Origin of the sequence: Mesobacillus maritimus (assembly GCF_023715205.1) — a bacterium.
GTDB lineage: Bacteria > Bacillota > Bacilli > Bacillales > Cytobacillaceae > Mesobacillus_B > Mesobacillus_B maritimus_C.
Map to the genome: position 1 here is coordinate 64,461 of NZ_JAMBNR010000016.1, position 20,762 is coordinate 85,222.

Genomic DNA, 20,762 nt, shown 5'->3' on the forward strand with positions numbered 1-20,762 from the left:
TTCAACGTCAAAAGCCTGTACAACTTAAATTGAAATATTTTATAAGGAAATTGCGGTTATTTTTGGAGGAGATGAGCATATTATTAAAGGGTTGACCTATTGGTAAGCAGAGGGAAAACAGTAATTTTGTAAAAATTATTTAAATGTGTTATGATGGGAGAAGGTTGAATAAAAGGGGAAAATCATTTATTATAAAAGTTTTAAACTTATTATAATAAGTGTTTTTTATTATGAAATGCCTTGGATAAATAATGGAATGGAGCGTGAGGGAAATGGCATTTGGAAGAAAACCTCCTGAAGAGATTGTCACGGCAGAAACAAAGATATGGGTATGTACTTCAGATCAATGTAATTGTTGGGTGCGTGACAACTTTAAAAGTAGTGCAATCCCAACCTGCCCAATTTGCAGTAGTGAAATGGAACAAACTACGAAAGAGTTGGAAGTGGTTAACAACCATAGTTTCAATGTCACAGGGTAAAAATCTGTTTGCCTCATAAAGCGCGCTTAGAAATTATACACGTTAATATTGGTTTTTATTGTATGCAGTAAAGGAGGATTTCATCCATGTTTTGTGAGGATGAGTCCTTTTTTATTGTCAATAATTTGTGTGTCCAATTGTAACATCCTTTACGGGTTAGGGTCCTTATTAAACCCATTGAGCTAATCGGAGAGGAATGAATCTTGAAAAATTTTTAATGTTTGAGCTCGTTGTCTATAAAATTTGTCCTTATTCATGTATAATGTTAATGTTGTATGCAGTTATAAATTGCAGCGATACGTTATCTAATTTGAAGATTCAATGTTGAAAGTGAGTGTTCATGATGGGCCGTAAATGGAACAATATTAAAGACAAGAAAGCATCCAAAGATGCAAATACTAGTCGTATTTATGCGAAATTCGGGCGTGAAATTTATGTAGCAGCGAAGCAAGGAGAACCTGACCCGGAAGCGAACCAAGCGTTGAAGGTCGTTCTTGAGCGAGCGAAGACATATAATGTCCCTAAAACAATTATTGAACGTGCAATTGACAAGGCTAAGGGTGGGGATGAAGAAACCTATGATGAACTACGTTATGAAGGTTTCGGTCCAAACGGATCTATGGTTATTGTTGATGCGTTAACAAATAATGTAAATCGTACAGCGTCTGAAGTTCGAGCAGCATTTGGAAAAAATGGTGGAAACATGGGAGTTAGTGGTTCAGTCTCTTATATGTTCGATGCGACAGCTGTTTTTGGCGTTGAAGGTAAAACGGCAGATGACGTTTTAGAATTGTTAATGGAAGCGGATGTCGAGGTACGCGATATTCTCGAGGAAGAGAACACGGTCATTATTTACGCTGAACCGGACCAATACCACGCTGTCCAAGAAGCTCTCAAAAATGTTGGTATAACAGAGTTTACAATTGCTGAATTAACGATGCTTGCCCAAAGTGAAGTGGAACTACCAGCCGATGCGCAAGCACAATTTGAAAAAATGATTGATGCTTTAGAAGACTTAGAAGACGTTAGACAAGTTTACCATAATGTTGATTTAGGTGAATAAACCTTCAAAAGCAGGCCTGTAATATTTTGAGGTCTGTTTTTATATTTAAAATGAATAGGATTTGCGTTGAGCGAACAAAAAAATGTACAATTTTAACGAAGTCAAATATATATAGGTGGTAAAGCAATGATTGTCAAGACAGAAGAAGATTTACAAGCGTTAAAAGAAATTGGAAATATATGTGCTCGGATTCGTGATGAATTGGTTCAAAGAACTAAACCAGGGATTACGACTAAAGAGCTGGATGACGTAGCAGGTGAAATGTTTGAGAAGGCTGGTGCAATATCTGCTCCAAAGGGAGAATATGATTTCCCGGGTTACACTTGTATTAGTGTAAATGAAGAAGTTGCTCATGGTATCCCTGGAAAACGTGTAATTAAAGAAGGGGACTTGGTTAATATTGATGTCTCAGGTTCTAAAAATGGCTACTTTGCTGACACGGGTGTTTCCTTTGTTGTTGGAAAAGATGCAGGTATTAAAACAAAAGTTTGTGATGTAGCGAAAGAGGCTTTTGAAGCCGGCCTAAAAAAAGTAAAACCGGGCGCAAAAAAGAATGCAATCGGCAAGGTTGTTATGCAAACGGCAAAAAAACATGGGCTAACGGTTATTATGAATTTAACTGGTCATGGAATTGGTCGTAGAATTCATGAAAAACCTGATCATATCTATAATTACTATGAACCATGGGATAATGAACTTTTAAGAGAGGGCATGGTTATTGCGTTCGAACCATTCATCTCGACGCAAGAAGAAGAAGTATATCAATTAAATGATGGTTGGACATACGCTACGGATCATAGCATTGTTGCTCAATATGAGCACACAATTATTATCACAAAAGAAGGTCCAATTATTATAACAGAATAATAGCCGGTTAAAAGGTATTAAAAAAGACACTCGACTTGAGTGTCTTTTTACTACTTTGTACAAACAGCAATCCCCATTGGGTAGTGAATCCCATTTCTGCCTGGCTCAACAAGGACTCCCTTCTGGTAATAAAAGAGTTTCTCTTGGTATTGGTCAAACATAGAATGAAATTCCTGGACTGTTAGCTGATGAACGTGAAAAGGCTCGCTGGTTGGTTTGCCTCGACCCTGTCCAAAGGGTGTAGAAATTACCAGTTTGCCCCCGGGTTTTAACAAACGATAAATATTATGGATGAACTGTTCTTCGAGTTCGATATGTTCAAGTGTTTCAAAGCTCACAATTAAATCAAATTGGCCGAGTTTATCTGGGATGGTAGGATCTGTAACATCCCCTTGTTGAAAGTGAATCAGTGGATGATAATAATTTGCTTTTGCATAACAAATGGCTTCCTCAGCAATATCAATTGAAAACAATTCGGTAATTTCCTTCTTTCTTGCTTTGGCGAGAATGTTACTTCCGAAGCCACTTCCGCAAGCAAAATCGAGAACGCGTCCTTTCGCATATGGAATCGCAAAGTGGTATCGAGCGATGTGTTCAAGTAGAAGCCCATTTGTTGGCTTCATCAGTGCTGGGATAACTCGTTCTCCTGTATATTCAATCATATTAGTTCCTTTCTTTTTTACTCTATAAGTTAATTTTCCTTAATCACGTTTTTTTAATCGCCTGTTGCTTATTATTTCCAAGAACAAAATCCCTCCATTAGTTTGGAGGGATTGCTTTTGGATTACATAACTCCAATTTGTCCTGTTCGCTATCAATCCATATCTTATCGAAATCAGGAAGATTTAATGTAGCCAAAGAAAAGTCTTTAAGAAAAGTATTAAATTCTACCCGGGTAATGGAATGATACAGAAAGTGAAGCGAGTGACTCTCAATTAGGTAGGTTTCAATTTTTTGTAATAGTTTATTTCGTTTCGATAACTCTCTCTCATTTACAAATGACTCGAGTATGTCATCAATAATTCGTTTAAGATCTTTACTAAAGAATTGTCGGAGGAAGCCGTGCTCGCTTTTGTAAAGACAATATAAACTAAAACCAATTTCCTCCTGCAGAATCACGGATAGAAGAACAATATCTGCTTGGGTGAGGAGTTCTCTTCCTTTTGGATTATGATCAGGTATTGGATGAACCGAAAGAGAAATACCAATTTTCCTTGCTTCTTCTTGTAGCCATAAGGCACTATCATAGCCCTCATTTATATCAAAATAATACAGAGTGATTGGTTCTCCTCGATAACCACTTAACTCAAGAAAGTCTTTTGCTTTGTTAATAGAGTTATTTCTTCTTGGATGAATTCGACTGTTTACAGGTACAAAGCTGTAAGCAGGAAGGGTCCGGTTCCCCTTTAAATCATTTACTATTTTCTTAGGTTCGTATAAAGAGACAAGCGCTTTTCGAAAGTATGGGTTGTGATGAATACCGCCTTTAGAGCCGTTAAAAACAAGAAAACGACTTCCGGTAAATTCGAAATTTTTGACACGATGATTAGCTGTAACAGCTTCTGGCACTTGGATTTTATTTAGTTCAACGTTGTTAAACTTTTTTGTCATCCATATATCTACTTCGTCAATGATTGCTCGTTCTTTGAAATAGCCATCAAATGCTTGGAGGCGGATATGATGTTCAGTCTTATCAGATAGCATAAATGGTCCCGTACCATTCGTACCCATACTATCAGTTGATTTTGAGAGAATGGAACAATGATAGGAACAAAGCAGATACGGGAAGACCCAGTTTGTTTTGTTAAGATGGAAAGTAACTGTGTAATCATTGATGATTTCAATTTCCCTTAAGTCACTTAATAATGAATGGAAAAAAGTCTCCTGTCCTAACTTTTTCATTTTTGTAAAAGTAAATTTTACATCTTTAGCGGTCAGTAAATCACCATTGTGGAAATGAACAGCCTTCCGTAAATAAAAGGTCCATTCCTGCCCGTTATTATGTTCACTCCATGCATATGCTAAAGAGGGTTCTACTTGATGTGTTCCTTCATTGTATTCAACTAGTGTATTATAAATTTGCTTTACCAGATGAGCCTCGGTATATAAAAATACTTCTGATGGATTCAATGTTTGGACCGTCTGTGGAAGTAAAATAGAGACGGTTGATTTTATCTCACCCGAATTTGCAACTTCAATTTTGGGTTGAAGCGCCTCTTGTAATTTTTCAAAAATAATGGTTCGATTTTCATCTTCCAATTGAGTATTCTCTAAAAAAGACAAGATATCTGATATCGCTTCATTTTGGACTAACTTATTCACGTATCGCTCGGCAATTTCATGAAATGGAAGGTGAAATGCAATCTTGGAATGGACACCTCTACCTCTTCCGGAAATCCATGTGACATATTTTTTGTCTTCTAACTTTTTTAGGATGAAGTTGACATTACGATCCGTGCAAAAAAGAATTTCAGCTAGTTCATGTCGAGTTGTCTCGACCATTTGATTTGTAGAAAAGTGATTTCTTAAAATTAGTAGATATTCTAGTGGCCTCATGGTTTTCTCCTTATAAGGTGAAAAATAAATGAAAAGATTTCTAAATTAGGCAAACCTTTATCAAGTTATGATGATTATACCTTATAAATAATGAAAGAGTGAAGGTCTAGACTTGTTAATTGAAAAGTTTAAATTGTCATATATTGAATGCGGGCAGCTATTGCTTCTTAAGTTACTGGCTGGATATTTACAAAGAGGTAGGTAAATGATAGTGGAGTATTTTGATTACAACCATCATCTTTAGGAGGTTTTGATAAGTGAAAGCTGGCGGACAGATGTTAATCATCTGTCCGGGCTTTGGTTGAGGATTGGTTTTTAGTTATTTGTTTCTGTGGAGACTGTATTTGAATATTACCTAAGCGATTATTGCGATTGCTTTCGAGAAGGTGTATATGCGAGAGCTCTTCGGTTAATTCCTGGATGGACAGCAATTCGTATAAAATAATTGTCTCTGGAGAAAAATTCGATTTTTCCTGCATCTCAGTTGATTCTATGAAAGAGTTTTGATCAGCAAACCATTCAGTAATTTCTTTAATTTTACTGTTGTATTCGTTACTAATGATGAAATTTGGATTATAAAAGATTCCTCTGATTAAATGGATGGTCTCCATTATAAGCTCTGTTTTTGATTGACCCATGCGATAGTGGTGAGATGGTAGATAAATTAAGTTTCCAATATGGAAGGTGACCTGTCGTAATAGATTTAACTTTTTATACTCATAATGAAAACTTTGTACATCTGATTTTCGAATACGATGGTACTTCCATTCATCTTTTTGATAGGTGCATAAAGTCTCTGTGTATTCAATTTCTTTAACCAATTGATGAAATGATTTGTGTAAATCCTTATCGGTTGATTGTGAACAGCATAATTCTTTCCCACGATTCGTTAAAATTTCTCCAGCTTTCATAAAAAGAGTGTGGATCCTGCGGCTTATCGTGTCTGAATATTTTGGGGGCATCACGAAAAGGTTCACAAGCGAAGAAACAACGAGTCCAGTAACGGTTGTTCCTAGTCTTATAAAAAAAGAGGACACATATTCATCATGGACAGTTGAAATCATTGCAACACCCGTTAAGGTAGCAACTAATATTCCATCGTGCAATTTTAATTTATTACAGGTAATAATGGTTGCAAGAGCTACAAAAGTATAGGATATTGGACTGTCTCCAATTAAGAAGGTAGCGAGAACGGAGTAACCTGCACCAATTGCCGAGGCAGGGAAACGGACAAAAGCTTTCTTTATCGAATCTGCAGCGGTTGGTTCTATTGTTACAATCGCTGTGATTACAGCGAACATAGCTGGCCAGTTTAAGAAATGACAAATTAAGGCAGTTACAAAAACGGCAATCCCTGTTTTAACAATTCTCCCACCAACAAATCTAAATGTCTTAAAAAAACTCATTAAAATTATCCTTTAAGTGTTTTTTATACTATTATACCCAACTAAAAAGGTCTAGCAAACAAAGAGTATCTTGCTTTAGCTACTAATAACTCTATGGAGCCGAAGTTATCCTTAAAGGAGGGGATTCCAATAAAACTGAATAAATGCGAAAAAAACCTGTTACTGATTAAGAAAAATTAGTATATGAAAACGACATAAATGCATTGTCTATATGAGTATTGACCATCTTTTGACGATATTAAGACGATATTAATAGGTGAAGCATTAAACTAAAATCATTATGATAAAATGGAAAAATTTTATTAATAAAGGCGGTAAATGGACGAGAACAACAAGGAAATTCAAAAGTTATGAAAAAACATTGTTATAGTGCAGACGAAGAGCATGCAAAAGAAGTAACCAGTGTTTTATGAGTCTCTTTGAGTGAAGTTGAAAGCAACTAGTGGGAAAATGGAATAAGATCAGAAAGGCGAGAAAAAATGGCTTGAACTCTTCACTCAAACTTAAAGCAGGCTTTAATAGGATTATAATTTCTTAGGTAGTATTTCAGTATACAAATCACATACTATTCCCCCTGTAAGTAACCATAATTTCCCCAATTTTCATGAGAATTTGCATTACTTTTAACCCTACAGGAAGCACTCTTTAACTATTTTAAATTATTTTTCCCTATAAATTATTAGAAATTGAAACTAGAGCCATGAAGAGAGAGTGACTCGTAACGTTAGGTTCTTTATCACTAGTATTTTTAAGAAAGTTGGTACAGTGATTGCCAGTTTTTGTGATAGCGGCAGTATAGAAGTACCCTTCTTAAGATTTAGAACCATGCTGTTGGTAGGTTTGGTAGTTGTTTTTGAATGGTTTTGACTGAATTTGGACGAAAATGATTGAAATTTGTATCCGTTACCAATATAATGTTGTTATAACATGATGAAAGGGTGTTGTTTGTATGTTAACACCTGAACGCCACCGGTTGATCTTGCAATTAATTAAGGAAAAGTCAGTAGTAAAAATCCAGGAAATAGTTGAACGGACTGGTAGTTCGGAGTCGACGATTCGCCGGGACTTGAATCAGTTAGAACAGGAAAAACAATTGAAACGAGTTCACGGGGGAGCTGCTCGGCTTCAGGGAAAGTTACAAGAAATGAGCATGGTTGAAAAATCCACCAAAAACCTTCAAGAAAAAAAACAAATTGCTAAATACGCTGCTAGTTTAATTGAAAAAGGGGATTGCATTTACCTTGATGCAGGTTCTTCTACTTACGAAATGATTCCTTTCTTATTACAAAAAGATATTGTCGTTGTAACGAATGGTTTCATGCATATAGAGTCATTATTAGAAAATGAAATAACAACCTATCTAATTGGTGGTTATGCAAAGAAAAAAACGAGAGCCATGATTGGACGAGGTGCTTTAATTAGTTTAGAACAATATCGATTTGATAAATGTTTTTTAGGTGTAAATGGGATACATCCGGAATTTGGATATACAACTCCTGACCAAGAAGAGGCGCTAATCAAACAAAAAGCAATATCTTTGTCTAGAGAGGCTTTTGTATTAGCAGATAGTACAAAATTCGCAGAGGTTTCTTTTGCCAATGTAGCTGCATTAAATAAAGCGACTATTGTAACCAATGAAATAGATGAAGAAATCCTAAAGAAATATAAAAGTAAAACAAACATAAAGGTTGTGACAGCATGATATACACGTTAACACTTAATCCTTCAGTGGATTATATTTTAGGTTTAGACGAAGTAAACCTTGGGAAATTAAATCGAACTAAAACAGAAGCAAAGTTTCCTGGGGGAAAAGGGATTAATGTCTCGCGTGTACTTTGTTCATTAGGGGTACCAAATACTGCAACAGGTTTTATCGGGGGATTTACAGGAACTTACGTTAAAGATTATCTTACCCACGAGGGGATAGAAGCAGCCTTTGTTAACGTTTCTCAAGATACAAGAATTAATGTCAAATTGAAAGCAGATGAAGAAACAGAAATCAATGCAAGAGGTCCGGAAATATCGGAGAAAAATGTTCAAATGTTAAAGGAACAAATAAAAAATTTGACTAAGGAAGACCTTCTTGTTCTTGCTGGAAGCATTCCATCTACGCTACCTGAATCCATTTATGAAGAAGTCGTTCATATATGTAATGAGCGCGGAGTAGAGTTCGTCGTAGATGCAGAAGGGGATATCTTAAAAAGAGTCTTACCATACCACCCATTTTTGATTAAGCCGAATCATCATGAATTGGGACAATTCTTTAATAAAGAGATTCAAACATGTGAGGAAGCGATCATTTACGCAAAAAAACTGATTGAACTTGGCGCAAAGAACGTTATTGTATCACTTGCAGAAAAAGGCGCTGTCTTTATTAATAAAGAGAAAGCATTAACCGCAAGTGTTCCAGTAGGGCAGCTTATGAGTTCTGTGGGAGCAGGTGATTCAATGGTAGCAGCTTTTCTTGCTAAAAGTACAGTCACTGGAAACTTAGAAGACGCATTCCGGTACAGTGTGGCTGCAGGTAGTGCAACAGCCTTTTCAATTGGATTAGGAAGTCCTCAAAAGATTGAAGAATTACTACCACAAGTTCAACTTAAACAGAGCTAAAGGGGAATAGAAGATGAGAATTACAGAGTTATTAACAAAAGACACCATCCTTCTTGCTATGAAAGCCAAGACAAAAGAAGAAGCAATTGATCATTTAGTAGATGTACTCGTTGCGGCGGACCGAATCGATGATCGTGAAGGTTTCAAGGCAGCGATTGTAAATAGAGAACAACAAAGTACTACCGGGGTTGGAGAGGGAATTGCAATTCCTCATGCGAAAACCAAATCTGTAAAGCAACCGACGATTGTGTTTGGAAAGTCAGTTGAAGGAGTCGACTATGAGTCATTAGATGGACAACCAGCACATTTATTCTTTATGATTGCAGCGCCTGAAGGAGCTAATAATACTCACTTGGAAGCATTAGCTCGTTTGTCTGGAATGTTAATGCAAGCTGAGATTCGTAACCAATTGATGGAGGCTACATCCGCAAATGAAGTCATTGAGATTATAAATAATCATGACGAAGAAGAAGAGAATGAAACCGTTGTTTCGGATAGCAAGAATTTTGTTATTGCGGTAACCGCTTGTCCCACAGGAATCGCTCATACTTATATGGCTGCTGACGCGTTGAAGGCAAAGGCTGCAGAGTTGGGAGTTGATATAAAGGTTGAAACTAATGGTTCAGGTGGAGCAAAGAATGTACTGACCGAAGAGGAAATCAAAAATGCAGTAGGTGTTATTGTTGCTGCTGATACGAAAGTAGAAATGGCAAGATTTGCTGGAAAACATGTAATTGAAACTCCAGTGGCAAGCGGAATCCGTAAGCCACAAGAATTAATTGAACGGGCATTAAAACAGGATGCACCTATTTATCAAGCAGAAAAAAGTTCGAGTACAGAAAAAGAACATAATGAGGGAAAAAAATCTGTAGGTTCTACAATTTATAAGCATTTAATGAACGGTGTTTCTAATATGCTCCCATTTGTTGTCGGTGGTGGAATTTTGATTGCTATCTCCTTTTTGTTTGGATATAATGCTGCAGATCCGAATGACCCAACATTTCACCCTGTTGCGAAACTACTGAAAGATATCGGTGGAACAGCATTTGGATTACTTGTTCCCGTTTTAGCAGGATTTATCGCCATGAGTATTGCAGACCGCCCCGGATTTGCACCTGGTTTGGTTGGTGGACTTTTAGCTGCTAATGCAGATGCAGGCTTCCTAGGTGGGTTAGTTGCTGGTTTCCTAGCAGGTTATGTTGTTGTTGGATTGAAGAAGGTCTTGCAGGCTCTACCAGCATCAATTGAAGGAATCAAAACCATTCTTTTATATCCATTACTGGGTATTGCATTAACTTCTATCTTAATGATTTATCTTGTAAATGAACCTGTGGGCGCTTTGAATTTGGCAATTTCAGAATGGCTTTCAGGTTTAGGGACGGCAAATGCTGTTTTATTAGGTGGGGTTCTTGGCTTGATGATGGCTGCCGATATGGGTGGGCCTATTAACAAAGCTGCATATGTATTTGGAACTGGTTTATTGGCTAATGGTGTCTATGAACCAATGGCAGCGATCATGGCTGGAGGTATGGTTCCTCCACTTGGAATTGCTTTAGCAACAACGTTTTTTAAATCGAAATTCACTAAACAAGAACGTGATGCAGGAAAAGCAAATTATATTATGGGATTATCTTTCATTACCGAAGGTGCCATCCCTTTTGCAGCCGCAGATCCACTTCGTGTGCTTCCATCTGCTATGGTTGGGGCTGCAGTTGCTGGTGGATTAACGATGATGTTTGATATTAGTTTAAGAGCCCCACATGGTGGACTATTTGTTGTTCCACTAGTTGAAGGTGGTTGGTTCATGTATCTACTAGCGATTGTTATTGGTGCTGTTATTACAGCTATTTTACTAGCGATATTAAAAAAACCAGTCGAGAAATAAACCAAATTGTATCTAAGCAATCCAATAGATTTTGTTACTATCTTAAAAATTACACAAGACTGAAAAGGGTTAGAGAAAACTTCTCTAACCCTTTTTTCTCGAATTTGTAGGAAATCTAAAAAATATGTTGGAGGAACGTAATTGAAAAAGCATGTTGTTTCATGGTTGTGGGATGCTATGTTGTAGAGAAACCGAATAAACGAAGGAGAAAATAAAAATGCCATTCTGTCAGTTAGAATACGGAAAAATCTATTACGATGAATACGGGGATGGAGTTGCAATCATGATGATTCACCCACCGGCAATGGGAAGGAAAGTATTTTCTTATCAAATTCCGTTAGGTGAGAAGTTTCACTTAATCTTACCCGACCTAGGTGGCCATGGGGATTCAGAAACGAAAAAAACAATGTTTTCTACAAAAGAATATGCTCAGGAAATCCTTGCTATATTGGATCATCTCCAGATCGACAAAGTTCTGCTTTGTGGTTATTCCTCTGGTGGTAATATCGTGCAGGAATTTGCTTTATCCTTTCCTGAACGAACAAGAGCAATTATTTTGTGTGGTGGATTTCCGAAAGTACACTCCTATCTTCTAAAATATGAACACATTGCAGGAATGTATATGGTTAAGCGACATGATAAGTTGTTGGCAAAAGGGATTGCTTCTGCTCATACTGCTGAAAAACATATTCGCGATATGTTATATCAACATATGCTGAAAGTGGACAGGCAAACATGGTTTTACTGTTATCATGAATCTTTGCACTTTTCGTGTTTGGAGCGCTTACCTGAACTTAAAGTTCCTTTATATCTTTTTTATGGTTCGCGAGATTTTAACAATAAACATATCCGTCTTTATAAAAAATATGTACCACAAGTGCAAACATTTATTATTAAAAAAGTAGCTCATCAAATTATTACGAAAAAACCTGATGAATTTAATCAAGCTCTTATACAAATTGTTAAGCAATTAACCTAAATAAAAGTCCCGCTCTAAAAGAAGAGCGGGATTTTTTATGCCTCTTTTTTAGGTGGTTTGATTGCAAATAAAGTAACAATTGCTGCAGCAATACTTAATCCTGTTAATAAATAAAACATGAATTTATCTGAGTGTTTCATCATAATCGCAATAACGGGTGGTCCTGCCGCCACGCCAATAAAGCGCATTGAACTGTATATCGAAGTAATCGTACCGCGCTCTGCTTTTTCAATAGTTGCCGTAATTAATGAATCAAGAGGCGGCAATGATACGCCAATCCCAATTGCTCCAACTAGAAAAACAATTATTAAGTACCAAAGGTTCTCTGAAAAACCGAGAAGAGCAATGGAAATACTCATCAAAAGTGAACCTGTAAACGAAATCCATTTCATTAAAATTTGATTTTCTTTTATGACTTTCCCAGTTATAAAAGATGCTAAACACAGTGCACCAAGTGGCAGCGCTAAGAATAACCCTTTTTTAAGATCGTGAATGTTATACTTTGTTTCTAAAATGGTTGATAGGTAAAAAAGCACCCCAAATAATACAAACATTAAAATGACGCCGATAAAAAAGATGGCATAAAGCCAACGCCCATTCTCGCTAAAAATCAAACGGATTTTTTTTACAAAATCTTTGAAAGGGAGTGCTTCTTTCTTCTTTTTCGGGCTCTTAACTAAAAGAACCATTAACAAAATAGAAATGGCTGAAAAGATTGGTATCGAGAAAAACGGTAAAAACCAGATAATTCCCGCTAAATAAGAGCCTAGGATAGGACTAAGTACCTTTCCTAGTGTATTTGAGGTCTCAATTTCTCCTAATGCACTGCTAACATCATCATCGTTTTTAAACATATCGCCGACTAGTGGCAATACAATAGGGAAAGACCCAGCTGCACCTGCCCCCTGTAATGCCCGACCCACTAATACGAGCCAGTACCCATCAGTCATTTTCCATGTCGCCCATCCAGCAATCAGTCCGCCGATTCCAGCTAAAGCTAAACTAGGGATAATGACTTTCTTCCTCCCAAGCCGATCAGATAAATATCCAGCAATTGGGATCAGGAAGATGGCAACAATGGAATAAACAGTAATAATCAAACTAGACTGAAATGAGGAGATTTTCATTTCTCTTTCAAGAATAGGTAACACTGGTATTAACATTGAATTCCCAAGTGTCATAACTAACGGAATTGACGAAATGGATAAAATTGCCCATTTCTGACTACTTGTTCCAGACTTTTTCTTAGAAGATTTATCTTCTGAGCTCGTGAACAATTTTTCCACGTAATTCATCTCATACCCGCCTTTGATTCATACTGTTAATAGCTTTCACTAAAACGCTGTAAATAGCACTTCTTTTTTATGGTAAACGTTGATGACCCACCCATTTCAAGACAAAAAAGCAGGGATGCCGAGTGAAAATGTCTTATAAAACGGATTTAATCTATGCTTGAAACAGGGAAGTTAATTCAAAATAGTTCCGATGTCAAAAGAATCTAATGAAAAAGCAAACTGAGCAGTGATCAGGTATTTTACATTTTTAAGCATAATAAAATTGCTCCTTTGCAATAGTGGAGCATGAAAATCGATTTCACTTGCTGTTTTATAGGGTATTAGAAAATGTTTTTAGAAAAAGAAAAAAGAAAAAAGAATTTTATGATTTCTTCAACTAGCGGCTTTGATAAGGTTTTGAAAGCTTTTAGTGTAGTTTTGGATGGTTTGATTAAATAAAATCTTCGGAATTTATGAAATTTATTTGTGATTTCCTCTTGACAATTACTGCAAATATTTTTATGATTAGAACCAATAATATAAATGTTGCGTTGAAGAAGAGTAGTAATTATAACCGAAATAACAGAGAGCTGGTGGACGGTGTGAACCAGTATGGACGTTATAATGAATGGACTTCTGAGCTCTAGACTGAACCCTGTGGGAAGTAGGATCTAGCGAAAGACCTCATCGTTATAAGAGGTAGGATTAAAGCTTAATGGCTTTAATCTATAAAGTGAGCTGAATTTAGCTAATCAAGGTGGTACCACGGGTTTCTCGTCCTTATTTATAGGAGAGGACCCGTTTTTTGTTTTTTTAAAAGGTTTTTCTCGATAAAAAACCAATTCATAAAAAATATATAAATAAATCGTTGCGCAAGAAGAGTACTTAGCTAATAATCGTCACAGAGAGCCGGAGTTGCTGTGAACCGGTACGCTTATGGCTTTGGAATGGGCTTGCAAGAGGCTTCCTGAACGGGTATCAACTAGTAGGGAAACACGGGATTCCACCGTTAAAAGGATAGGATATATAGTCTGAATTTTTATTTTTGACAAATGTATCCGAAAAGTGGAAACCTTCTAGGTTTCAATTTGAGGTGGCACCGCGGTCTTAATCGTCCTCTATACGCATTTTTCTTTTGCGTATAGGGGATTTTTTTATTTGGATTGAAAGGAGCGAGCAAAACATGGTTTTAAAACATCAGGAGGGTATTTATATTAGGGAAATTGAAGGCGATATATTAACTCCGATTGCCATTTATCAAAAAATCTCTGGAAAGAAAAAATTTCTATTCGAAAGTTCTTTAAAACATGAGGATACAGGAAGATACTCATTTATCGGCTCAAACCCGGTATATGAGGTGAAAGGATACCGAGGACATGTCACTATAAGCGGACTTGAAGAAGAGCAAATAAAACATGCAAAAGTTCTCGATGTTCTTAAGAGTCTTTTGCCCGAAACAAATTCAGTTCCCGATATTCCATTCATCGGCGGAGCGGTCGGTTATATAGGGTATGATATTATTCGCGATTATGAGGATATTGGCCGTGAAATCAGTGACCCATTACAAATGCCCGAGTCCCATTTATTTATTTTTGATGAAATCATTGTTTTTGACCATTTAAAAGAACGAGTGTTTATTGTAGGGATATCTCTTCCAGGAATATCAGAATCAGAGTTACAACAGAGGCTAGAAAAACGTCTGCAAGAACTGAAAAGGGAGTTGGTCCAACAAGAAGAACCAACCATTGAATTATCGGAATTCCACTCCAACTTATCACGTGAAGAATACGAAGAAATGGTTTTAACTGCAAAAAAACATATTGAAGCAGGAGATGTTTTTCAGGTAGTGCTGTCAAGAAGGTTGGAGGCAAATCTGACAGGAAACCCTTTTACTTTTTATCGGAAGCTACGAGTGAACAATCCATCACCTTATATGTATTTCTTAGACTTTGGTGAGTACTCAATTGCGGGGGCTTCTCCGGAAAGCTTAGTGAAAGCTAGAGACGGTGTCATCATGACAAATCCTATTGCAGGTACAAGACCAAGGGGTAAAACGGTAAAAGAAGATGTAGAGTTCGAGCAAGAATTGCTAAAAGATGAAAAAGAACTTGCTGAACATCGGATGCTTGTTGATTTAGGAAGAAATGATCTAGGGCGGATATGTAAAATAGGCAGTATTAACCTGGAGAAATACATGAATGTCGAAAGATATCAACATGTGATGCACATTGTATCAGAGGTTAGCGGTGAATTAGAAGATGGTTGTTCTGCATTAGATGGTTTGGCCTCATGTTTGCCAGCGGGAACTGTATCAGGAGCGCCAAAAATTAGGGCGATGCAGATTATAAATGACCTTGAACCTGTCAAAAGAGGAGTTTACTCAGGTGCAATTGGCTATTATTCTGCTTGTGGAAATATGGACTTTGCTTTAGCAATTCGAACGATGGTGATTAAGGATAGTAAAGCTTATATTCAGGCAGGAGCAGGTATCGTCTATGATTCAGATCCAGCAAAGGAATTTGATGAAACAGCACATAAATTGAGAGCGTTGAGGGAGGCCGCCAATGATCTTATTAATTGATAATTATGATTCATTTACCTTTAACCTTTATCAATATTTAGGCGAACTTGGAGAGGTACCGAAAGTAGTCAGAAATGACAGAATTACGGTTGCAGAAATCCAAGAATTGAATCCAGAAGGTATCATTATTTCTCCTGGGCCAGGAAGGCCGGAGAATGCGGGAATCTGTATTGACTTGATTCGAAACCTTGCTGAAAATATTCCCATCCTTGGTATCTGCCTTGGTCATCAAGCAATAGGCAAAGCCTTTGGTGGACAGATCGTCAAAGCGAATGAAATTATGCATGGTAAAGTGTCCGAAATTTCACATAATAGTGATTGTATTTTTTATAACCTGCCTGAAAAGCCGTCAGTAATGAGATATCATTCGCTTGTTATTGAGAAACATTCAGTACCGGAACAATTGAATGTTTTAGCTAAATCTGTTGATGATCAAGAAATTATGGCAATCAAGCACAAAGCCTACCCATTGTATGGATTGCAGTTTCATCCTGAGTCAATTGGAACAAACGAAGGAAGACAATTATTAAAAAACTTTTTAACTGAAATGAGAAAGGAGAATGGAACTTATGAAGTTTTATCTTGAAAAGTTAGCAGCAAAGGAAGCATTAACGCAATTAGAAACTGAACAAGCGATGGGAAAGATTTTTGGGGATGAAATCTCAGATAGTGAAATTGCTGCCTTTTTGATTGGATTAAAAACAAAAGGTGAGACGGTCGAAGAAATTGCCGGGATTGTGCAAGCAATGCGGAAAAATTCACGTTCGTTCTCAACACAATTACCAAATCTCATTGATAATTGTGGAACTGGTGGAGATGGATCGAAAAGTTTTAATATCAGCACAACGTCTGCATTTGTCATTGCGGGAGCAGGAATTACCGTTGCAAAACACGGGAATCGAAGTATTTCAAGTAAGACCGGAAGTGCAGATGTACTTGAAGAACTAGGAGTTTCCTTAGATTTACCGACTGAGTTAACGGAAGAAATCCTTGCTGAAAATGGTATTTCATTCTTGTTCGCTCCTTATGTTCATCCGAAAATTAAATCCATTATGAAGGTAAGGAAGGACCTGAAAATTCCAACTGTATTTAACTATATTGGTCCGCTAACAAACCCAATGGATCTTGATTATCAACTTCTAGGAATCAGTCGTGGGGATATGCTGGATACTTTTGCAGATGTTTTAAACATGTTGGGCCGTAAACGTGCGGTTGTCCTAAATGGTGCGGGTTCCATGGATGAGGCCTCTTTAGCTGGTGAGAATCATTTGGTTTTATTAGATGAAGGAAAAATGACAAGAAAGACGCTTAACCCAGAAGATGTTGGTCTTCCTGTTTATGATAACAGTCATATTGTGGGGGGCGATGCGAAGGAAAATGCTGAAATTCTATTAAGTGTTTTAAGAGGAGAAAAAGGTCCTTGTCGCGACACAGTCGTCTTGAATGCAGGAATTGGGATTTTTGCGGCTGGCCGTGCTGAAACAGTCCAGCAAGGGATTTTTCGAGCAATTGAAAGCATTGATTCAGGTGCAGCATTAGAAAAGTTAAACTATTTAATCGATAAAAGTTCAAAGTATAGGAAAGCGGTGATTTAATTGACAACGATTTTAGATAAAATTATCCATCAAAAGAGAATAGATATTATAGAGTTAACAGACTTATCAGAGGAAGACATTCGGGCTTTCAAAAAAGAACGATCGTTCATCGATTCTCTTAAAAATGCAAACAAGATGGCGATTATTTCTGAATTTAAACGTGCATCCCCTTCAAAGGGGATTATAAATACGGAGCTAGACCCGGTCCAACAAGCTGTTCTATATGAAAGTTGTGGGGCGAGTGCGATATCTGTCTTATGTGATCGGCATTTTCAAGGCAGTTTAACGGACCTAAAAAAGGTTCGTCAAGCTGTTAAACTTCCAGTGTTGTGTAAGGATTTTATTGTCGAACGAAAGCAAATAAGTCATGCAAAAGCGGCTGGGGCTGACTTAATCTTATTAATTGCTTCAGTATTAGAGCCCAATGAGTTAGAAGAGTTGTTTACTTATGCAACTGAGATTGGTTTAGAAGTTTTAGTTGAAATCCATGATGAGGAAGAGCTAGAGAAAGCAATTGCAGTTAATGCAAATTTAATCGGTATAAATAATCGAGATTTAAAAACATTTCAAGTCGATTTGGGGATTACTGAAAAGTTAGGGCCGCTTGTCAAACAATCAGGAGCGTTTCTCATTAGTGAGAGTGGGATGAAAGTGAAGGAAGATGTAGAAAAAGCTGCTAAGGCTGGCGCAAATGGAATTCTTGTAGGAGAAACATTCATGGAATCAGGTGATTTAGAAAGAACAATTACCGATTTCTTAGTCCCGTTAAAGGATGTGATGCCAAGATGAAGGTGAAAATTTGTGGTATACAAACAATAGAAGCTGCACTTCATGCAACAAAGGAAGGGGCAGATGCAATTGGATTTGTATTTGCACCAAGTAAAAGAAAAATCACGCCAGAAAAAGCGAAACACATTATTCAAACACTACCTGAAGATATATGGAAAGTGGGAGTTTTTGTTGATGAAACGCCAGAAACGATTGCAGAAATAGTGGAGTTTACAGGACTCACTCATATTCAGTTACATGGTGAAGAGGAGCCAGATTTATACTGGACACATGATCGCGCACTGATTAAATCGGTAAGCGTAAGAACGATTGAAGATATTCAAAAGATTAAAAATATACAAACGGTGGATTACATTTTGTTGGATAGTCCACCAGGTCTTTATAAGGGTGGAACTGGCAAAAGTTTTGATTGGGACCTTGCCTCTGGACTAGGGGTAAAAGATAAGATAATCCTTGCTGGAGGCCTGAATCCCCAAAATGTAAAAAAAGCAATCCAAGCTGTCCAGCCAATTATGGTGGATGTTAGTAGTGGGGTTGAGACAAATGGTGAAAAGGATTTTGAAAAAATTAGTGCATTTATAAGTGAAGCTAAGCAGACAAGAGAGGATGAAAATAAATGAAAACAGAAACTGCTGTATACTCCCTTCCTGATGAAAAGGGTCACTTTGGTCCATATGGTGGCCGTTATATTCCGGAAACATTAATGCAATCGGTAATTGACCTTGAAAAAGAATATGAAAAAGCACAGGCCGATCCACAATTTCATGAAAAATTGAATTCTTTATTAAAGGAATATGTGGGTAGAGAGACTCCGCTTTATTTTGCAGAGAATTTAACGAAGTATGCTGGTGGAGCCAAAATCTATTTGAAACGCGAAGATTTAAATCATACGGGTGCTCATAAAATCAATAATACTATTGGTCAAGCGTTACTCGCACAAAGAATGGGAAAACGAAAGATTGTTGCGGAAACAGGAGCAGGTCAGCATGGCGTGGCGACTGCAACAGTTTGTGCCTTATTAAACTTAGAATGTGTTATTTTCATGGGTGAAGAAGACATCAGAAGACAACAATTAAATGTATTTCGAATGGAGCTATTAGGGGCAAAGGTAATTGGAGTAGGTTCTGGAAGTGGGACTTTAAAAGATGCCGTAAACGAAGCCCTCCGCTATTGGGTGGCCCATGTACAAGACACGCATTATATTTTAGGTTCTGTGATGGGACCTCATCCGTTTCCGAAAATAGTCAGAGATTTTCAAAGTGTGATTGGAAAGGAAACGAAAACACAATATGTAACTAAAGAAGGAAAATTACCAGATGCTGTTGTCGCTTGTATTGGTGGTGGTAGTAACGCAATGGGAATGTTCCATCCGTTTGTGGCCGATGAAAGTGTGAAAATGTTCGGCGTCGAGGCAGCTGGATTAGGGGTAGACACCAATCGACATGCTGCGTCCTTAACAAAAGGAAAACCAGGTATCTTACATGGAGCAATGATGTACCTGTTACAGGATGATAACGGTCAAATACAAGAAGCCCATTCCATCTCAGCAGGACTAGATTACCCAGGAATTGGTCCTGAACACAGCTATCTTCATGATGTTAAACGAGTAACCTACGAATCTATTACTGATGAAGAGGCACTTGAAGGAGTTCGCTTACTTTCAAGATTAGAAGGGATTATTCCTGCGCTTGAGAGTGCGCATGCTGTTGCTTATGCTGTTAAGCTTGCCGGTCGAATGAATAAAGAGGAAGGCATTGTTATTTGTCTTTCTGGTCGTGGGGATAAAGATGTACAAACAATTAGAGAGAGACTGGGAGGGGACTTAAATGTCTAGAATTAAGAACGTATTTCATGAGTTGAACCAAAAAGCTTTCGTTCCCTATATAATGGCAGGAGATGGAGGCCTTGATACTTTAAAAGAAAAGTTGTTATTTTTACAAGATAACGGTGTGGATGCAGTTGAAATTGGCATTCCATTCTCGGACCCAGTAGCAGATGGGCCAACCATTCAAAAAGCTGGAATCCGTGCATTAGCAGAAGGTGTCACATTAACAAATGTACTTGAAACAATCGGATCGTTCCGAAGTGAAATTAGGATTCCGCTGATTATTATGACGTATACAAATCCAGTAATCGCCTATGGTATTGAATCATTTGCAAAAGAATGTGCATTAGTTGGAGTAGATGGTTGCATTATTCCAGACCTCCCGCTTGAAGAAGAAGAATTATTTGCGCCACACTTAGAAAAAAACGGACTTGAGTTGATACGACTCGTAACAGTGACAAGTCCAGAGGAAAGAATCCGGAAAATTGCTTCAAAAGGGAATGGGTATATATACGCAGTTACGGTTGCTGGGATTACTGGTGCACGAGCCGGTTTTCAAGCAGAGCTAGGGGAATTTTTAACGCGCGTCAAACAAGCGAGCCATTTACCTGTCTTGGCTGGTTTTGGAATCTCTACACCAGAACATGTACAGGAAATGAATCAATATTGCGATGGAGTAATCGTCGGAAGTAAGATAGTTGATCTCTTTCATGAAAAAAATCTAGAAGGAATTAAAGAGCTTATTGCAGCTGCTAAAATCAGCTAAATAAGAAACAGTCGTGTGTCTTTTCCACTGAAAAAACGGAAAAGTACCTCGACTGTTTTTTTTATAATTTCCAGTCATCGAGATGAA

At 37.4% G+C, this 20,762-nt stretch carries 18 protein-coding genes and 2 other annotated features; of the genes, 14 read left to right on the plus strand and 4 right to left on the minus strand.

Going from position 1 to position 20,762, the window contains the following annotated elements; translation table 11 throughout:
- Nucleotides 1-272: 272 nt before the first annotated feature.
- The 3 genes from M3182_RS20355 (at nt 273) to map (ending at nt 2,409) form a co-directional block, all read left to right on the plus strand.
- Nucleotides 273-479, plus strand: coding sequence for a cold-shock protein (locus tag M3182_RS20355; protein WP_251426723.1), 207 nt, complete (start codon nt 273-275; stop codon nt 477-479).
- Nucleotides 480-822: 343 nt separating this feature from the next.
- The gene (locus tag M3182_RS20360; RefSeq protein ID WP_251427646.1) at nt 823-1,542 is read left to right on the plus strand and encodes a YebC/PmpR family DNA-binding transcriptional regulator; all 720 of its coding nucleotides are present in this window, start codon (nt 823-825) and stop codon (nt 1,540-1,542) included.
- 126 nt (nt 1,543-1,668) lie between these two features.
- Complete coding sequence (gene map, locus M3182_RS20365) at nt 1,669-2,409, plus strand: type I methionyl aminopeptidase (protein ID WP_251559807.1); 741 nt, start codon at nt 1,669-1,671, stop codon at nt 2,407-2,409.
- Between the two features lie 50 nt (nt 2,410-2,459).
- Here map and M3182_RS20370 read toward each other — a convergent pair whose 3' ends face one another.
- The 3 genes from M3182_RS20370 to M3182_RS20380 form a co-directional block, all read right to left on the minus strand.
- Entirely contained in the window at nt 2,460-3,071 is a 612-nt protein-coding gene (locus M3182_RS20370) for a class I SAM-dependent methyltransferase (protein ID WP_251426727.1), read from the minus strand.
- A 97-nt stretch (nt 3,072-3,168) separates the two neighbouring features.
- Entirely contained in the window at nt 3,169-4,965 is a 1,797-nt protein-coding gene (locus M3182_RS20375; RefSeq protein ID WP_251559809.1) for an ABC transporter substrate-binding protein, read from the minus strand.
- Between the two features lie 278 nt (nt 4,966-5,243).
- A complete protein-coding gene (locus tag M3182_RS20380) occupies nt 5,244-6,371 on the minus strand; it encodes an FUSC family protein (protein WP_251559811.1) in 1,128 nt (375 codons plus the stop codon).
- 949 nt (nt 6,372-7,320) lie between these two features.
- Here M3182_RS20380 and M3182_RS20385 point away from each other — a divergent pair.
- The 4 genes from M3182_RS20385 to M3182_RS20400 all read left to right on the plus strand — a co-directional run bounded on the left by M3182_RS20385 (nt 7,321) and on the right by M3182_RS20400 (nt 11,845).
- On the plus strand, nt 7,321-8,073 hold the full coding sequence (locus M3182_RS20385; protein WP_251559813.1) for a DeoR/GlpR family DNA-binding transcription regulator: 753 nt from the start codon (nt 7,321-7,323) through the stop codon (nt 8,071-8,073).
- Nucleotides 8,070-8,981 (plus strand): 1-phosphofructokinase, encoded by a 912-nt coding sequence (gene pfkB, locus M3182_RS20390; protein WP_251559815.1) that lies wholly within the window; start codon nt 8,070-8,072, stop codon nt 8,979-8,981. The genes M3182_RS20385 and pfkB overlap by 4 nt, the downstream gene beginning before the upstream one ends.
- A 13-nt stretch (nt 8,982-8,994) precedes the next feature.
- Complete coding sequence (locus M3182_RS20395; protein ID WP_251426743.1) at nt 8,995-10,866, plus strand: PTS fructose transporter subunit IIABC; 1,872 nt, start codon at nt 8,995-8,997, stop codon at nt 10,864-10,866.
- A gap of 217 nt (nt 10,867-11,083) precedes the next feature.
- Nucleotides 11,084-11,845: an alpha/beta fold hydrolase gene (locus M3182_RS20400; protein WP_251426745.1), complete on the plus strand. Its 762-nt coding sequence runs from the start codon at nt 11,084-11,086 to the stop codon at nt 11,843-11,845.
- A gap of 35 nt (nt 11,846-11,880) precedes the next feature.
- On the opposite strand, the gene M3182_RS20405 is transcribed toward M3182_RS20400, so the two are convergent.
- Nucleotides 11,881-13,140, minus strand: a complete 1,260-nt coding sequence (locus M3182_RS20405; RefSeq protein ID WP_251426747.1) for an MFS transporter — start codon at nt 13,138-13,140, stop codon at nt 11,881-11,883.
- A 521-nt stretch (nt 13,141-13,661) separates the two neighbouring features.
- Nucleotides 13,662-13,904: a binding site (T-box leader), on the plus strand.
- Nucleotides 13,905-13,978: 74 nt separating this feature from the next.
- Nucleotides 13,979-14,241, plus strand: a binding site (T-box leader).
- 61 nt (nt 14,242-14,302) lie between these two features.
- Between M3182_RS20405 and trpE the strand changes: the two genes are divergently transcribed.
- The 7 genes from trpE to trpA are packed head-to-tail and all read left to right on the plus strand — an operon-like array spanning nt 14,303 to nt 20,675.
- Complete coding sequence (gene trpE / locus M3182_RS20410) at nt 14,303-15,700, plus strand: anthranilate synthase component I (protein ID WP_251559817.1); 1,398 nt, start codon at nt 14,303-14,305, stop codon at nt 15,698-15,700.
- The gene (locus M3182_RS20415; RefSeq protein WP_251559819.1) at nt 15,684-16,286 is read left to right on the plus strand and encodes an anthranilate synthase component II; all 603 of its coding nucleotides are present in this window, start codon (nt 15,684-15,686) and stop codon (nt 16,284-16,286) included. The genes trpE and M3182_RS20415 overlap by 17 nt, the downstream gene beginning before the upstream one ends.
- Nucleotides 16,270-17,295: an anthranilate phosphoribosyltransferase gene (trpD, locus tag M3182_RS20420; protein ID WP_251426755.1), complete on the plus strand. Its 1,026-nt coding sequence runs from the start codon at nt 16,270-16,272 to the stop codon at nt 17,293-17,295. The genes M3182_RS20415 and trpD overlap by 17 nt, the downstream gene beginning before the upstream one ends.
- Entirely contained in the window at nt 17,296-18,084 is a 789-nt protein-coding gene (gene trpC / locus M3182_RS20425; protein WP_251426757.1) for an indole-3-glycerol phosphate synthase TrpC, read from the plus strand. It abuts the gene before it with no gap.
- Nucleotides 18,081-18,704 (plus strand): phosphoribosylanthranilate isomerase, encoded by a 624-nt coding sequence (locus M3182_RS20430; RefSeq protein ID WP_251426759.1) that lies wholly within the window; start codon nt 18,081-18,083, stop codon nt 18,702-18,704. Before trpC ends, M3182_RS20430 begins: the two co-directional genes overlap by 4 nt.
- Nucleotides 18,701-19,918, plus strand: coding sequence for a tryptophan synthase subunit beta (trpB, locus tag M3182_RS20435; protein ID WP_251426761.1), 1,218 nt, complete (start codon nt 18,701-18,703; stop codon nt 19,916-19,918). Before M3182_RS20430 ends, trpB begins: the two co-directional genes overlap by 4 nt.
- A complete protein-coding gene (gene trpA / locus M3182_RS20440; protein WP_251426763.1) occupies nt 19,911-20,675 on the plus strand; it encodes a tryptophan synthase subunit alpha in 765 nt (254 codons plus the stop codon). Before trpB ends, trpA begins: the two co-directional genes overlap by 8 nt.
- Nucleotides 20,676-20,762: the final 87 nt, after the last annotated feature.

Excerpts from the sequence above, each read along its gene's own strand:
- trpE (WP_251559817.1), top strand. The coding sequence starts at position 14,303 with ATGGTTTTAAAACATCAGGAGGGTATTTATATTAGGGAAATTGAAGGC.
- map (WP_251559807.1), top strand. The coding sequence starts at position 1,669 with ATGATTGTCAAGACAGAAGAAGATTTACAAGCGTTAAAAGAAATTGGA.
- M3182_RS20405 (WP_251426747.1), bottom strand. The coding sequence starts at position 13,140 with ATGAATTACGTGGAAAAATTGTTCACGAGCTCAGAAGATAAATCTTCT.
- M3182_RS20360 (WP_251427646.1), top strand. The coding sequence starts at position 823 with ATGGGCCGTAAATGGAACAATATTAAAGACAAGAAAGCATCCAAAGAT.
- trpA (WP_251426763.1), top strand. The coding sequence starts at position 19,911 with ATGTCTAGAATTAAGAACGTATTTCATGAGTTGAACCAAAAAGCTTTC.
- trpB (WP_251426761.1), top strand. The coding sequence starts at position 18,701 with ATGAAAACAGAAACTGCTGTATACTCCCTTCCTGATGAAAAGGGTCAC.
- M3182_RS20375 (WP_251559809.1), bottom strand. The coding sequence starts at position 4,965 with ATGAGGCCACTAGAATATCTACTAATTTTAAGAAATCACTTTTCTACA.
- trpD (WP_251426755.1), top strand. The coding sequence starts at position 16,270 with ATGAAGTTTTATCTTGAAAAGTTAGCAGCAAAGGAAGCATTAACGCAA.
- M3182_RS20430 (WP_251426759.1), top strand. The coding sequence starts at position 18,081 with ATGAAGGTGAAAATTTGTGGTATACAAACAATAGAAGCTGCACTTCAT.
- M3182_RS20385 (WP_251559813.1), top strand. The coding sequence starts at position 7,321 with ATGTTAACACCTGAACGCCACCGGTTGATCTTGCAATTAATTAAGGAA.
- M3182_RS20370 (WP_251426727.1), bottom strand. The coding sequence starts at position 3,071 with ATGATTGAATATACAGGAGAACGAGTTATCCCAGCACTGATGAAGCCA.
- M3182_RS20400 (WP_251426745.1), top strand. The coding sequence starts at position 11,084 with ATGCCATTCTGTCAGTTAGAATACGGAAAAATCTATTACGATGAATAC.
- M3182_RS20415 (WP_251559819.1), top strand. The coding sequence starts at position 15,684 with ATGATCTTATTAATTGATAATTATGATTCATTTACCTTTAACCTTTAT.
- M3182_RS20355 (WP_251426723.1), top strand. The coding sequence starts at position 273 with ATGGCATTTGGAAGAAAACCTCCTGAAGAGATTGTCACGGCAGAAACA.
- pfkB (WP_251559815.1), top strand. The coding sequence starts at position 8,070 with ATGATATACACGTTAACACTTAATCCTTCAGTGGATTATATTTTAGGT.
- M3182_RS20395 (WP_251426743.1), top strand. The coding sequence starts at position 8,995 with ATGAGAATTACAGAGTTATTAACAAAAGACACCATCCTTCTTGCTATG.
- M3182_RS20380 (WP_251559811.1), bottom strand. The coding sequence starts at position 6,371 with ATGAGTTTTTTTAAGACATTTAGATTTGTTGGTGGGAGAATTGTTAAA.